The organism is uncultured Alistipes sp. (assembly GCF_963931675.1).
GTDB lineage: Bacteria > Bacteroidota > Bacteroidia > Bacteroidales > Rikenellaceae > Alistipes.
Map to the genome: position 1 here is coordinate 1,874,952 of NZ_OZ007039.1, position 15,164 is coordinate 1,890,115.

12 protein-coding genes are annotated in these 15,164 nt (G+C 55.8%); all 12 read right to left on the reverse strand.

Features of this window, described 5'->3' with window-relative positions:
• Position 1: 1 nt before the first annotated feature.
• On the reverse strand, positions 2-3,907 hold the full coding sequence (locus tag ABGT65_RS07970) for a hypothetical protein (protein WP_346701149.1): 3,906 nt from the start codon (positions 3,905-3,907) through the stop codon (positions 2-4).
• A gap of 176 nt (positions 3,908-4,083) precedes the next feature.
• Positions 4,084-4,467 carry a hypothetical protein gene (locus ABGT65_RS07975; RefSeq protein ID WP_346701151.1) on the reverse strand — a complete coding sequence of 128 codons (384 nt, stop codon included), beginning with the start codon at positions 4,465-4,467 and terminating at the stop codon, positions 4,084-4,086.
• Positions 4,451-5,020 (reverse strand): hypothetical protein, encoded by a 570-nt coding sequence (locus ABGT65_RS07980; protein WP_346701153.1) that lies wholly within the window; start codon positions 5,018-5,020, stop codon positions 4,451-4,453. The genes ABGT65_RS07975 and ABGT65_RS07980 overlap by 17 nt, the downstream gene beginning before the upstream one ends.
• Before the next feature lie 315 nt (positions 5,021-5,335).
• Positions 5,336-5,704, reverse strand: a complete 369-nt coding sequence (locus ABGT65_RS07985) for a hypothetical protein (RefSeq protein WP_346701155.1) — start codon at positions 5,702-5,704, stop codon at positions 5,336-5,338.
• An 86-nt stretch (positions 5,705-5,790) separates the two neighbouring features.
• The gene (locus ABGT65_RS07990; RefSeq protein ID WP_346701156.1) at positions 5,791-7,233 is read right to left on the reverse strand and encodes a hypothetical protein; all 1,443 of its coding nucleotides are present in this window, start codon (positions 7,231-7,233) and stop codon (positions 5,791-5,793) included.
• A 39-nt stretch (positions 7,234-7,272) separates the two neighbouring features.
• Positions 7,273-8,073 (reverse strand): hypothetical protein, encoded by an 801-nt coding sequence (locus ABGT65_RS07995; protein ID WP_346701158.1) that lies wholly within the window; start codon positions 8,071-8,073, stop codon positions 7,273-7,275.
• A gap of 11 nt (positions 8,074-8,084) precedes the next feature.
• The gene (locus ABGT65_RS08000; protein ID WP_346701160.1) at positions 8,085-9,095 is read right to left on the reverse strand and encodes a hypothetical protein; all 1,011 of its coding nucleotides are present in this window, start codon (positions 9,093-9,095) and stop codon (positions 8,085-8,087) included.
• Positions 9,092-9,586: a hypothetical protein gene (locus ABGT65_RS08005; protein ID WP_346701161.1), complete on the reverse strand. Its 495-nt coding sequence runs from the start codon at positions 9,584-9,586 to the stop codon at positions 9,092-9,094. The genes ABGT65_RS08000 and ABGT65_RS08005 overlap by 4 nt, the downstream gene beginning before the upstream one ends.
• A gap of 13 nt (positions 9,587-9,599) precedes the next feature.
• Entirely contained in the window at positions 9,600-13,742 is a 4,143-nt protein-coding gene (locus ABGT65_RS08010; protein ID WP_346701163.1) for a tape measure protein, read from the reverse strand.
• Between the two features lie 2 nt (positions 13,743-13,744).
• Positions 13,745-13,915 carry a hypothetical protein gene (locus ABGT65_RS08015; protein ID WP_346701164.1) on the reverse strand — a complete coding sequence of 57 codons (171 nt, stop codon included), beginning with the start codon at positions 13,913-13,915 and terminating at the stop codon, positions 13,745-13,747.
• 62 nt (positions 13,916-13,977) lie between these two features.
• Complete coding sequence (locus ABGT65_RS08020) at positions 13,978-14,496, reverse strand: hypothetical protein (protein ID WP_346701166.1); 519 nt, start codon at positions 14,494-14,496, stop codon at positions 13,978-13,980.
• A gap of 212 nt (positions 14,497-14,708) precedes the next feature.
• Positions 14,709-15,164, reverse strand: coding sequence for a hypothetical protein (locus ABGT65_RS08025; protein ID WP_346701168.1), 456 nt, complete (start codon positions 15,162-15,164; stop codon positions 14,709-14,711).

A 15,164-nucleotide genomic window follows, 5' to 3' on the forward strand; every position in this document is an offset into this window, starting at 1 on the left:
CTTAGAATTTTATTCGGTTTACATGCCACACCTCCGAATTCTCGCCGTTGATGCTTGCCCTAACGAACACGGCAATGACCATCTGACCGCAGCCGCAGTCGTAGTAGCTGTTCTCGGAGTTGTCGTCGTATATCAGCTGTCCGCTTCGAGGGTAGATACGCATATAGCCCGTACCCCATTGCTTGAGGAACACTATCTGCCCTTCACGGCTCGCTGCTGGCAGGTAAGTAGTACACTGTCCGGTACAAAAGCTCATCACATAGGTGTCGGAATCGTATAGGTATTTCGAAGTGGCTGTGTTGTTTATGTACTCCACATTGAATATCATTCCGTAGGCTTTCAGAATTCGGAACAGACCGCCGTAGTACGGAGCTGTTCCGCTATTGCTTGCTGTCCCGTACACTCCTGCGAGGCAGTTGTTGTCGCTGTTTCCACTCCATATTTGCTTATCAAGTTTTCCATATCCGATCCCAACAATAGCTGCTCTCTGAATCATGCCAGTAGAGGCTGCTACGCACTGTGTCCCTGCGCGGTTAGCGAATATTCCAGTGGGGGAGAGATAGCTGACCGAAGACGATCCGTCCGTACTCCTCGACTCCACTGTTCCATTGTTAGCGTCTATCGTTATCTGCGAACCAATATTCTCTTGCGAGTATATTCCTCCAGAAACTGACGAATATATTCGTATCCGCTTATTCGCCGCGTCCAGCTCGATGCGGTTTCCGTTAGATAGCGTTGACACTATCTTCCCTCCGCTGATGAACCAGTCGCCGATGTTTGCCCCTTCGGCCAGCAGGAGATTGGTTGCCACACTCTCGAAGCTCGCTCCGAAGCTGTTCCAGTATGATGTGTTCGTAGGTGCTTTCCCGTAGAACGTACCAGCGTCGATACGGGCGATGTAGTAGGTGTTGCCGTACTTCACACAGTCGAGGCGGTTATCATTGCCGTAGTATGTAGTGCTGGAGTTGTACGTCCCTCGAAACACCATTACTGGGCTTTTGCCATTCGCGCCGTCCTTGCCGTCGTAGGGGGTTATTCTCACTGGCGTGCTCCACTTCTGTACGAGCGTCAAGCCGTCAGCCGTTTTCTTGGCGATAGTCATCCACAGGTATTCTGCCGTGCCTATCGTAGGCTGCGTAGTACTCCAGCCGCTCGGGTTGACAGAAGTGACGGAGAGCGAGGGCGCGTTGGTGGTAGAACCGTTCTTGGCATAGCGCAGCTCGTAGTAGTCAGCGTCCGCTCCGTCCTCGCCGTCGTCCCCCTTGTCGCCCTTATCTCCCTTGTCGCCCTTGATAGAGCCTACGTTGTTCCATTCCGTGCCGCTCCACACCCATAGTTCGCCATTGATGAGGTAGCCGTCGCCAGCCTCGTTGCCCGAAGCAGGAAGTTCGCTTGTAGATGAGAGAGAGCCGAGTATCTTCACGGACGTTCCGTCTGTGCCGTCCTCGCCCTTGTCTCCTTTCACGCCCTGAGCAACTACCTGCCAATAGACGCTGCTTGTCGGTGCTACACCTCTCGCAGGGGTGGCGTAGATGTAGCGGTAGGTGGATGTAATCCCGTTGACCGAGTAAATCACCTCATCGCCGTTGTAGTAGGTGTATGAGCTGTTATACACACCTCGGTAGCAGCCTATGTAGCTCTCCGTGCCGCTCTCGCTCTGCACCAGCGTACCTTTCAGTCGCAGTTTCCCGTCGCCCTCCTTGTTGAACTCGAGGGAGTCGCCCAGCTTCATGGCGTTGTTCACCATGTCGAAGTAACTATCCCCGTTGCCTGATACGACGCGGTCGGTGGTTATTCGCCCTGGCAGCACCTCGGAGAAGCCGTACAGAGGAACGTAGCTGCGCACCCCGTCGTACTCGCTGTTCAGCACACCGACGAGCAGGTAGTAGTAGCCGCCCGTGTCCAGCGAGTAGGCGGTCTCTGAGAGGATAAAATCGCCCGTCTGCGCAGACTGGCTGCACTTGGCGTACAGGTAGTATTTCTTGCTGCCGTCTATCAGCTGAGCCGAGGCGAACGCAGGGAGCGACCATACCTTGTAACCGCTATGGCTGGAGGACAGCGCGGTGATACCGAGCGTGAGGTGCTGTATGAAGCTCGCCCCGACGGTCAGCTGCTTGTTCGTCCCGTCCCAGTTGACCGTATCAGCGACCTGCGTGTAGTCAGTGAGCGACTTGACGAAGCGATATTGCAGGCTCTCGTCACCGACGAGCATACTCATCGTTTGAACAGCTATAGGGTTGACCGCGTTCGTGAAATTGTCGAGGAGCGCATCTTCGAGCATTTCTATTGTCTCCTTCGCGTCGCGGAAACGCCGTTTTGTGAACTGGATAGCGTCGCGGTGGTAATCCTCCACAAGCACCTCCTCGCTTTTGAGCGTCTGCAGAGTCGTTCCGAAGTTCGCGGACACAGTGGCGTTGGATAGCGTGAGTTCGGGGCTTTGCGGATTGTTGATGTAGCGTTTTATGCCCGTGATACGCACCAGCACTCCCTCCTGCTGGAAGCGGTCGTCGTGGAAGCGCACGTATGCCCCCAGCCGTATCTTTCCGCCGATGTTCGTCCAGTCCTTTTTAGACCACAGCCCGTCGAGCGTTCCAGTGAACGAGAAGCGCGCTTCCTCTGTGTCGAACAGGTACTTGACAGCCTGACGGAACATATCCCACGAGGCTCCCGTCTTGGTGGCGTTGTCGCAGATGTAGGCGTCGGGGAGCATACAGTGGAACACGGCGTAGGTGTCGCCTGCTTTCGGGGCAAAGGTGGCGTTGGGCATTGTCTGCCCGTCAATCTCCTGCGGAACAATCTCAAACCGCCTTGCTTTCTTGCCATCCTTCGCCTCGTGTATGTATTTCACCTCGAACTCCTTTCCTGCGAGCATTCCCGACTGGAAAATCACGGTCATTGTCTCGCCCTCGATCAGGTAGTCCTCGTAGTTGAGCGTCGAGGGTATGGCTGAGTCCACGATGTCGTAGAAGTTATTCTCCTCGCTCTCCACGACCACCTCTGATATTGTTCCGACACGCTTCGGGTATATCTCAGAGCAGTCGAGGCTATCTTCGGCGAGGCTGGTCAGCTCCTTGTCCGTGCGGCGTATCGACAAGCCGAGGTCGTCCGTGATGTAATGACGGGCGTTGGCTGCTATGTATCCTGTCTCGTCCTCGAAGTGTTCGCCGTCGTATGCTATGGACTGGAGGACGGGCAGGAGCAAGCAGCCGTTGCTCACTGTGCGCAGCGTCTCGTTGTCTGGGTACTTGCTGCGGTCGATATTGTCCGTACCGCCCTGCACATAGAGTATTTCCGTAGGTGCGTTGTCCCCGTAGTTGCTGCGCCCGATGTCGGGCTTGAAGCCGTTTCCCCGTCCATAGGAGAGGTCGAGTGGGTTGCTCTTGTTATACTCCAGCTTGCGGAGCGAAACTATCTTTCCGTTGAACTCGAACTCCGTATTCAGTTCCGAAGCCATCTGCGCGAGGGCGTCGTAACAGAACGCGTGGTCGTAGCTGATAAGCACCTCCGCGCCCTCGATACATTCGCCGACAGTCCACCCCGAGTCGCGGCGGTTCATATTATCGACGAACATCTGCAGGTGCTCAATAGGCTTGGCGGTGAGCGAGAATTTCAGCCTCCCGTCCACCGTATTGCGGAACTTCCATATCTTGGCGCGAGCTTCGGGTGCTTCCATAGTGACGGTGTACTCGAAGTTGCGGCTGTGTTTCATTTTCAGTGCTTCGGGGCGCATGAGGTAGTAACGGGCGTTCTCGAATGTGCAGTACGCCCCGACGGGTATCTCCACGTGTTCGGCAAGGTTGAAGCGGAGGACGATATTGTGGTCGCCCATTATCGCCTCGTAGCCGTAGCTGTTGTCGTCCACCGTTATGTTGAGTACGGTACGCCCGTTGCTGTCGTAGATTATCATATCGTCAAATATGTACAGTTATTTTTACCAAATTTCAACGATAACGCAACCTAAATAGCCCACTTGTGTAATTTACTGCCCGAAGCCGAAAAGTCCGCGAGAGGGGCTAATTTTGCGTTTTCCTAAAAAGCACCGTGGGGAGAACGCTAAGCCCTCCCCTTGATGCTGTTCGAGTATCAGCGTATGCCGAGTTCCTCGCAGTCTGCGTCCACCTGCGCCTTGAGCGTAGCACGAGCGGTCAGGAACGCCTTGTAAGCGGCGACGCGCTCCTCTGCCTCCTCGCCCGTGATAATACCCATCTGGACGGCGTTGTACTCGTTCACCAGCTTCTGCTCGTAGTTGTTCTCCCACTTGTCGCTGATGACGGCCTCGGTGATACCATTGGATGAAAGCGGAAGCCATACAGTCACCTCCTGACACTTCCACTGCGAGCGGTTTGTCTCACTCGCGTTCTCGTCCGTAACTTCGGGAATTACTTCCTCGATGTTGTAGCGGTAACGGTAGCTGCCGTTGCCCACTGCCTCCAGCACGGAGGGCTTTTTGTCATAAAATGCTAACATAATACTGAGGGTTGATTATTGATTTGAGTAAATGTTTAGAGTTGCTGTGCTTCGCCCAGCCGAGCCACGAGGCGACCGCCATCTTGTATTCCTTGACGGGTACTGGGCGACGGCTCTTGTTCAGCTTCGCTGCGGCACGGCAGAAGTTCTGCTTGATACTCTTGCGTATCAGCTTCTGCTCCCTGTAGAACTTATAGCCTACGTAGTCGAGAGCGCGTCCCTTGATGCAGGAGTAGGTGTTGTACGTAAACACTTTCGTCCATATCGGCTCCAGCACGTTCATTACTGCGTGATGCACTATGCGGTCAGGGTAGTACGGTAGGCGGAATATCTCCCGTTCCTTTGGCTCGTACACCTTGAACACGTCGTATTCCGATGTTCGGAATGTCTTTGTTAGCAGAGCCTCGTGCAGGGCGAGCAGGTTCGCCTCGCGGTTGCGGTCGTGGACGCGCACCCCGTAGGAACGGAGCTTCCCACGCCTTGCCTTTTGGTCGGCAAGACGCAGGTTCTCCAAGCTGATTATCTGTTCGTACAAGTTCCCTATACGTTTCATATGCTTTGCTTTTCGTAATCGGAGTCTTCGGTAGCCAGTACAACAGGCGTTCCTACCAACACCTTTCTGATTTCAGACGTTTTTTACCAAGAGGTAGGGCTGCTGCTCCCGTTATATTGTTTCTCCACTTGCGTTTCCACACTTGGAGTGAAAATCAGAGGTGAGAGCCGATGTTCGTATTCGAATTCGAGGGGGTGTTATTCGAGTTCGCATAGGCGAAGCCTGCATTCGCACCGTTATTCGCATTACCGCCGAACAGGACACCACAAGGAGCAGCCAACCTTTATTTCTCAATCAATTCTATCATTTTATCAATTACTCAAAATAGTACCTGTTACCGCTTCCTCGCAGCGTGACGCGACGGGGAAAAGCGTCCAGTTCCTTGATTTTCTTCAAGATGTAGAGGATATCCTGAGAGCCAGTGAAGAACTTCTTCGCTTCGCTGTCTGGCGCGTCCCTGCGCATCTTGATTTTGACCAGCGTCTGACCGCGTGTTCCTTTCTGCTTACTGAACTTGGTAGGCACTTCCTCGATGAAGTCCACCACCCAAAATTCAGTGTTTACCAGCTTGCTCTGCGTCGTTTCGTCGCAGTTGAATCTGCGGCTGTTCTCGTCGCGCGGTATCTGCAGGAAAGCCAGCGAGCCGTCGTCTTGTCTTTCGTTCATTGTCGTATGTTGTTCCATAAGCCGTTCTGAATAATCGTTTCAATAAAGCTCCCCAGCCAGCCCGTCCACACGGGACGGGTCAGGCGACGGGGCGCGGTCGCGTACTACGCGAGTTCGGGGATAAAGCAAAGGCGAGAGCCGAAGAGCGCAGTCGAATGCGAGGGGGCGGAACGCGAGTGCGCAAAGGCGAAGCCCGCACCCGCACCGTTACCCGCATAACCGCCGAACAGGACACCACGGAGAGCAGTAGCGGTGGGTATGTTTGTGTAGTGGTAGTCGCAGTGGTAGGTGGTAGAGCCGCCTCCAACCTCCGCAGGCATAATCTCGCCATACTCACCGAAGATGACGCGCTTGACATATCCCTCTGTGCGAGCCTCGTTACCTACGTGGCTGTAGCCGTCGTAGCCGCTGTCGCTGAACTTGGCGGGGTCGGAGCATACGAACACCTCGGAGAGGTCATTGCCTCCGTTGTCGGCGGTCGGGTTGATACGGACGTTGATACCGTCAGTCCACTGCCAAATATTGCCGAACGGGTTCTCAATTCCTCGATAGCGAGGAACCCACACGTCCTGCGTGATGTCGAGGTCGGTGTCAGTCACGATGTACTCCACCTGCCCAGTGCCGTTGCCCAGCGCATCGGTGTAGCCGTTAGGGACGAACGGGAAGTTGCCGCTGAACTCACTCCAGCGCGAGGCGTTTGTTACACCCTGTCCGAGTCCGCCCTGCGAGAAGCCGTTCGAGTCTTTCTCTGCGTAGTAAGCCGCCTGGGTGTTCAGTGTAGCGTACTCAGTGACGAACAGCCAGTAGAGGGCTTTCTGTGCATCGTAGGTCATACAGTTCCACTCCGAGGTGGCGGCTGCGTTGCGGTTGCGAGCGTACTTGCGGAAGTTGGTACGGCTGAGATAGGTAGCAGGGCGACCGAGCAGGGTCTTTACCAGCCCGTCCCATTCAGCGTTGTTATTGCCGCCTCGGTAGTCAACGCCCGTGTTCTTGACGGAGCATAGCTTGAGGGTGCTGCGCTCAACGGTTGCTTGGTAGGCGGAAATGTACATACGGGGAACGAGGTGGTAGCCAGCCAGCGGAAGCTCCGATATGCGCACCCTGCGCTTGTTGCCCTCAGTCTCGCACTTGCGGTAGTGGGCAGGTATCTCAACCATTACCTGACCGCGCGAGCCGTCCAGCACATTGCCCGTCCAGTCGGTAGGATCAAGATACTCAACCACGTTGCCGTCGTCGTCGAGCAGACAGCCTTTCATCCTGCTCTGCACGGGCAGAGACTTGTGCAGGTCTGTGTTGCCGATACGGGTACAGGTCGGAGAGGCTACCGTGATGTCGAACTCCACTCCGTAGGAGCAGTCGTCCTCAATGTAGGGCAGGAGCGAGGCGAGTGCTGCCTTTTTGCTCTCGCCGTCCTCGTCGAGGACTTCGCAGTAGAGGTTGTACGGGTTCTTTCCCGACACTTCGGGCAGGTCGCTGAGACGCTTGCCGTTCTGATACGCCTCGATAATCTGTTCGAGGATTGTTTCTTGAGTTTCTGTGAAAGCCATAAAACAATGATTTTTAGGTGTTTATAAATAAATTGTCTGTTAGTTCAGCCTGATACCGCCCGACTGGGTGAAACGCATCTGCGACCTCGTGTTGACGAGGCGCATAGTAGGCTCTTCCACGGTCACGGCTATGGTCTTGGCGATAGCGGTGTGGCAGGTAGGTATGACGTGTATTACGCTCCTTCCCTTGGCGACTATCTGCACGCGCCCGTCGGGGTTGACGGTAACAGCCTTGTTGTCGCTGAGGAAAATCACGTTCTTCAACGTACCCTCTGGCTGGAGTTCCGCCTTGATGTACACAGGCTGGATATTTCCCAGCGTCAGCCGCTCGTTGTACTTCACTGTCAGCGACGACGGTATAAGCCCTGCGAACGCCGCCAGCACATCGGAGGTAGCCTTGTTCGCTGCGGCGGTGGCGGTTTTTGCTTCGCCAGTAGCCGCCTGAGCCTCATCCGTAGCGGTCTCGGCAGCGGCGGTGGCATTATCTGCATTCGTCGCGGCGGTCTTGGCAGCTGCTGTAGCAGCGTCTGCGTTGGTGGTTGCGGTCTTGGCAGCGGCGGTAGCTGCGTCCGCGTTCTTGGTTGCCGTGTTCGCCGCCTCGGTAGCCGCGATAGCTTTCTTGGTGGCGGTCTCTGTTGCGTTCGTGGCGGTCTTTGCCGCCTCCGTAGCCTTGTTGGCAGCGGCGGTGGCGGTTTCAGCGTTCTTGACCGCCTCGGTCGTCTGCTCCTCGACAAATTCCAAAGACACCTTGACACTGCGGTTGTTCGCGTCCGTGCCAATGGTGAAAAGCCCTTTAAGCGAGGAATACAAGGGTAGCTCTGAAATCTTTATCTTCTTCATGTCTTCCGTATTTAGTTGTTAAATCTCATTGTTCCTGCACTCGTGAAGCGCATCTGCTCCCTCGTGTTCACCAGCCTCATAGACGGCGCAGTGAAGCGGTCAGGGCGAAGCTCGATTGCGTAGGTGTCGTCCTCTGTGAATACCACGATTCCGTCCTCGGAAGCCAGTACGATGTCGTCGTCGGCTATGCGGAAGTCGCGCGTGAACACCACCGTCAGCGCGAACTGCAACCATATCCTTCCCGACGGCTCGAACTTGGTCACGGAACAGCTCTTGTAGTGGAACGGGAACTCACGCTCCATTTCCTCAATCCACAGGCTCCGCTCGTCTGGCTGTATGAGGTCGTGCAGCAGTGCGTCGTAGTTGTTCCACAGCTCGTCGAGCGTCTCCGCCCTCATCAGGCAGTAGAGCTTCACGTCCTTGCTCTTGAACGTCACCTGCTCGGGGTCGTAGATAGCCCCCGACTGGGAGTTGATATTGCGGAGCATATTCTGCTTGACCGCAGCCGAGCGCGTTATCTCGTCATACGTCCCCTTGATGATACGCACACCGTAGCGCGAGAACGGCACGTCGTCGAACAGGTAGTCCTCGGTCTGCAGTATCGTTGTCTGAGGGGCATTGTAGCGGTAGCCGTTCAGGGGGAAGTCGTCAGCGAACTTGAGCGTCGCGTGCCCGAGGAGTTTCAGTCCCTTGAGGTTGGGCTGCTGCGTGAGACGGAGGCGGTAGGTGCGCCCTATCTCAGTGCAGACGAACGTGTGGTACGCTCCGTCGGAAAGCACGTCGATGAGGTCAAAGAAACTGGAGAAAAGCCCTGCGACGGCGAACTTTATACTCACCTCACGGGTGTTCAGTACGGGGGCAGACAGGTCGACTTCTATGCCGTCCTCCTCCTGCCAGTCGTTCGACGTGACCGACTTCAACGGGGGCATGGCGACAAGCTCATTCCAGCCGCCGTCAATGACATAGACGCCGTACTGTCTGTACACGTCGTGTCCGTCTATGTATAAATGCCCCGTCTTCATAATATCATTGCGTTGTCCGTTGTACTACGTATCACGGTGCAGCCCTGCTCCGCTTTGACGAACACCACCGCCCATTCCGAGGCGTTGATGACAGCTTTCGCCCCGTGCATCAGTATGACCTCGTGGCGGTCGAGCTTCGAGCAGTTGACGGTAGCGGTGGTGCGCCCGATGAGAATGACCCTGCTTGGGTCGTTAATAGTGACCGCCCCTGCGTCGAGGTATATGCCGTGACGCTCTGGGGCAATATAGGGTTTGAACAAGCGCATTGTAGCGAGGTTTGGGAAGTGATAGCCCATACAGAACTCAATCCCCTGCGTGGTCGAGAACAGGCGAAGAACGCCCTGCACGTCCTCCGTCCCCTTGAACATTGTACACTTGCGGTATTTCTCCGCCACGTTGGGCAGCGAACGGCTCTCGCACTCCTGACGGGCTTTGTCCTTGGCTATCCGCCACTGCGCGTATAGTTGCCTGATTACTGAATCCATTTCCATATCTAATGCGGTTTTAATTGATTTTCACACCTTTTATCGTGATGTCTGCAAGGTCGTTGCGTATGTCGCGCACGCTTATCTCCACGACGTCCATACGGTCTGCGATACGCTGGGTATTCTGCTCTATGCCTATCACGCATTCGAGTATGGCTGAGGAGTTAGCTACAAGCAGCTTCGTGTTCTCGTTGATAGAGTACGTGTGGCTCTGTATGGCGGTCGCCCGTCCGTTCAGCTCGTCCACGCTCTCCTGCGAGGCGGAGGCTATGCCCTGTTCCGAAGCCTCACGTGCGTCGGCGGTCGTAGTGAACATATTCTTCACGCTGTCGGGCAGGTTGTCCCATATCACGGCGAACTTGTCACTGACGGCGTTCAGGTCAGCGGCAAAACCTCCCATTGAGTTGATTACCGCGTCCAGCCCATGGAACTCCCCGTCCTTGAACCACTTCTCCTTGTACTTGTCGAAGATGCCGCCTATACGTTCCTCGAGCTGCTTCACCAGCATACGTTTCATTATGTCAGCGACAATCTCGTTGACCTTTTCTCCCCACGCCTCGGCTGCGTCCTCGCCGTTTTGGAACGCCTCTATGAACGCGCTGCCAAGTTCATCAGCGATGTCTGCTGCGGAGCCTCCGATAATGTCCTCTACCATTTCGTTGATGATAGTGACGGCTTGCTCCCCGAGTTCCTGTATCTTCTGCTCCCACTCGTCAATCTTGCCTTGGTCGGTGTCTTTCTTGCTCTGCTCCGCGTTGATTTGCTCCTGAATGAGCAGCTGCTGCTCCGCGATATTCTTCAGCTGGTCTTTCGCGCTGTCGTAGTCAGCCCCTCCGAGAGCCTTGTCAGCTGTGTAGGCGATATTGCCATACGCCTTGGCAAGCTCGTTGGACGCCTTGGTAAGCATAGCCTCGTCGCTGGACAGACTCTTGAAGATAGTCGAGAACGCGCCCCAGCTGTCGCCTACCTCAAGCCGCAACTTGTAGAACTCCATCCGCACCTGCGAAGTGACCTCGCGCAGCTTCTCCATAGCGTTGAATGAGTTCTGCTGGAGGCGCACGGCGTCTGCGTTGTCGAGTTCCCACTGTAGCTGGTCTATACGCTCCTGCAGAGCCTCAATCTCCTCCTGCTTCTTGTCGTCGTTGTTGAACAGGTTGATTATCTGCATCGCTATCTGCATGGCGGCTGATATGACCGCAAGTATCACGGAGGCTTTCTCCACGGTGGCTATTGCGGTGGCAGCTGCAGTAGCAGTTCCCTGCATACCAGTAGCTGACATATTGACCAGCTGAACAATTCCGTTTATCATCGAGAGGGTCGAGGTGGCTATGCTTCCTGCGGTGCTGATGATGTCACCAGCTACGCCGCCGACCGCGTCTCCAACTTCCTCGAAAGCGTCCACGCAGTCCTCCAGCGACTCGCGCAGGTCGTTCCACTCCTCAATGCTTCGCTTGTCGGGGCTTTGGTTCTGCTTCGCAGCCTGCTCATCGACCTTGCTCTTGGCATTGGCAACCTTGGCACGGGCGACGGCTATCTGCTGACTATCCCCAGTGCCGCTTTTCTCCAAGTCCGCGAGTTCCTTTTCCGCCTGTTCCAGCACCTCCTGCAGCTTCTCCAGCGATAGGGTCGCAATCCAGTCGCACCAAGCCTCGTATTCGGCTTCGCGCTGTGCGAACTGCTCGTCTATGGCGGTCAGGGCGTTCTGCTCCTGCAGGTTCAGTTCATCGACGTTGCCCTGCGTCACGCCCTCACGCAGCCCGTTCTCCACCTTGCCTCCTACGTACATGTCTGCGCGGCGACGGGCGTACTCCTCCTCAATCTGCGCTCGCTGCTGCTCGTAGGTCATCACGTCGGCAAGCATCTTGTCGAGGGTCTTCCTGTTCTCCGTCTCGCGGTATTCCTCCGCCAGTCGGGTGTATTCTTTCAGCACGTCGAGCTGACCCTGCGAGAGGTCTGCTTTCGTCACCGAGGTCTGCAACTCCAGCCTGTGCGCGTCGCGCTCTTGGTCGGTGGCGTTCGGGTTGGCGTTCTCCCACTCGGTCTGCATCTGCTCACGGAGCGCGTCCACCATATCAGCCTCGCGCTGCTCGTTGGCGAGCTTCATCTTCTCGTAGTTCAGCTCGACCTGCTCGGTGTATTTCTGCATACCCTCCTCGTAGCCGTTGATGCGCTCCTGCCACTGGTCGAGTTCGGCTTGGCGCACCTGCATCTTCACGCTCGCGTCGTACTCCTGCGACGACAGGGTGCTGTCCCGTGGGTCTTTCTTCTTTCCGCCTCCAGTAGTGGTAGTGGTGGTTGTCGGGGTGGTAGAGGACAAGTCCACGTCCTGATAGTCCTTGAGCATATCGTCCAGCATACCTATCTGCTCGTCCGCTTGCCGTATGCGCTCATCGGCGAGGGCTACCTGCCCCTGTGCGACCGCCAGTTCCGCCTCGGCTGCTTCTCGGTTGCGCTCCGCCGCTTCGAGTGCCGCACGTTCCATCTGCGCCGTACCTTGGCGGCTCATCTGTCCCTCCCGCGAGGCGAATGCGGCACGGACAAAGAAATTGTCGCTCTCCGTGGTGGCTGCGTCCCACTCCTGCATACGGCTGTTGTAGGCGGCTTGTTCGCTGGTCACGCGCTGGTTTGCGGCGTTCAGGTTCTGCTGCGCCGTCGCCTCGTCGCGCTTGGCCGTGCGGCGGTCTATCTCGGCGTTGAGCTTCTGTGCGGAGTACTCCTGCCGCTTATCCTGTAACGCACGAGCCATCGCAAGGCGGTTGAGTGCCTTGATATGCTCGTCTATGGCGGTTGTGTTGTCTCGGTGCAGCCGTCCCTCGTCGTCGAGCGTAGCATGGTATTCAGGCACAAGTCCCTGCATCTGCGTGATAGCGCGGCGGCGGTCGTCGAGGCTTGCGGTGTTATCGTGAATGGTGTTATTGAGTATCTCTATGCGGTTGATTTCGTCGGACACGCTCTGCGCTGCGGAACGTTCCGCCTCCGTCGCCGCGTCTTTCTTCTCTTTGAGCTTCTCGAACTCCTGCGCCTGCTGTTCCAGCTTCTCGTTGGCAGCGTCGATGCGCTCCTGCGTCTTGTCGGTCTGCTTGGTGAACGCCACGAGTGCGGTAACTGCACCTACAATGGCAGCGGCAAGCAGTATATACGGGTTCTTCAGCGTGGTGATGTTAAACGCCTGCTGCGCTGCGGTGAGAAGTCCCAATTCCTTGCGGAACATCATCACGAGCTGTATGTTGGTTGCGAGGTTACGAGCCTGCTCTATGACCCACACGCCAATTAGGGCTGCTTTGTACGTCCCGTATGCAGATGCTATGCTCAAAAGAATGTTCAGGAACGTCTCGTAGTGTTCGATACAGTAGGTGGCAAGGCTTACAGCATCAGCGAAGACGCCCTCCGTCTGTTCTCCCATTTCGTTCAGCATACTATTCCACGCACCCTCCAAATTTGATAGCGCACCGTTGATTGTCTGGCTCTGCGCCTCAAGCATACCGTAGAACTTGCCGCCCTCGGCTGCGGCTGCGGCGAACGCCTCCTCTATCATTTGAGCCGATATTTCCCCCTTGCTCATCTCATCACTCAGAACGGCAATACTCTTGCCTGTCCTTTCGCTGATAATCGAAAGTGGGTTGAACCCTGCGTTGACCATCTGCAGGAGGTCTTGTCCCATGAGCCTACCATTTGCCGATACCTGTGCGAATGCAAGTATCAGCGACTGGAAACGCTCTGCGTTACCCATTGAAATATCGCCTATCTGTCTCAGAACGGGCATCACCTTTTCCGCAGCCACACCGAAGCCGAGGAGCGTCTGCGCACCCTTGGCAAGCGGTTCAAGCGTCATAGGTGTTTTTACCTCGAACTCACGTATCTCTCTGAACAGGCGAGTTGCTTTCTCTTCACTGCCGAGGAGCGTAGCGAACGACACTTCGAGAGCCTGTATCTCGCCGCGCACCTTGACGACCGAACTGGCAAACGACATGAGCTGCTGCACGGCAAAAGCACCTGCAATGGTCTTGCCGATGTTCTTGAACGCACGGTCTATTTCCTCGCCCTCCTGCTTGGCGGACTGGCCTATGGAGTGGAGTATGCTGCGGCTCTCGCTCGCATCTCTCCGTAGCTGGGAAGTGTCAATTCCCGCGCTGAAATTCAATCTTCCGTTGTCTGTCTGCATAATCAGTCTATTGCTTGTAAGATTTCACGCACCCTGTCGCGGTTGGCAGGGTCGTCAGCCTTGATGACTTCCTCGCGCTTGCCGTCCTGCTTCCCTTGCTTGTTGTGCGACTTGTACTGCGGCAGCACTGCTCCGTACATAATCATGTTCACGTAGGACAGGTCATACAGCACGTATTCGATAGGCAGGTTGTATGCCTTGACCGTGCCTGCTATGACCGCCCATATACTGTCGTTCAGTTCTCTACCACTTCCCTCGTCGGTCGCGTCAGGTTTATCTCTATCAGGAAAGTGGTAAGCCCGAAAAAATCCGCCAACTGCATTCTCTGTAGTAGATGTGCCGTGAGGTTGTGCAGGTCACGCGGCGTGAGTTCTTCGAGCAGGGTCTTGGCGAGTTCCGCCTTGCGGTCAACGGTCACTTCCTCCTCCCGTGTGCGCTTGTAACGCAGAAGCCCCCAAAACAGCCTTTTTTCGTGCGTTCTGACAACTTTCTGCACCTCGGTAAGGTGTCGTGCACCCAACAGCAGGATAGCGACAATATCGCCCAAAATACGGCACTCTCGCGCGGCGTACAGGCTGTCCTCGGCGAGGTGTTCCGTTTCGAGCTTCACCTGCGGCAGCTGCGATATGGCTTCGGACGCGAGTATGAGCGTCGCGACGCTGGGTGGATAAAACGTGTAAGTCTTGCCGCCTACCGATATTTCTTCGGGCTGCTGCAAGACTTCCTTTGATACTTTCTTCTCTACCGTTTCCATTGATAATTCGTATTAATGTTGGCGGCAATGGCGAGGCTCGAACTCGCATCGTAGGGCAACCATATAGGATGGGAATACCTTTCTCCCATTACGCCACACATTGCCTTGATAAAAAAGCTGTTCTCTCCTGCCGAACAGCAAAGGGGTGTCTGTTCCACACGTCATACGGCTTCCGTCAGCGGTAGGTAAGCAACAAACGGTGTTCGCGTAGGTTATTCGCTCACGGTGTAGGGCTTGACCGTCTTGCCAGCCTTCGGCTTCAGGCACTTTGCCACGTAGTGCAGCATCTTGCCGTCGGCAGTTGTGTAGCTCTCCTCGACGCGGAGGATACAACGGTCAATCTGAATGCCCTCGCAAGAGGTGTCCTCGGGAATAACGCGCAGCGCGTGTTCTCCCGTGATTACGCCGTCCAAGTCCTCGAACGGGCGTGCCTTGCCTTTCTTGACGAACAGGTCGAAAGCAAGCTCATAAGAGGCTTTGCCGTAGCGAGCGTCAACGACTTCGCCGCCCTCCTCCTGCGCAAGGGTCTCCTCCCCAGCGGTGGTGGTGAGCTGCGTGGTGTCTTTCTTCGGAGTGTCGAGGTCAGTCCATTCGGCACTTGCCCCAGGCTCTCCGTCAACAGATGTGGTGTGCTTCAGTGCGCACTTTCCCCAAGATAAAATTGCCAT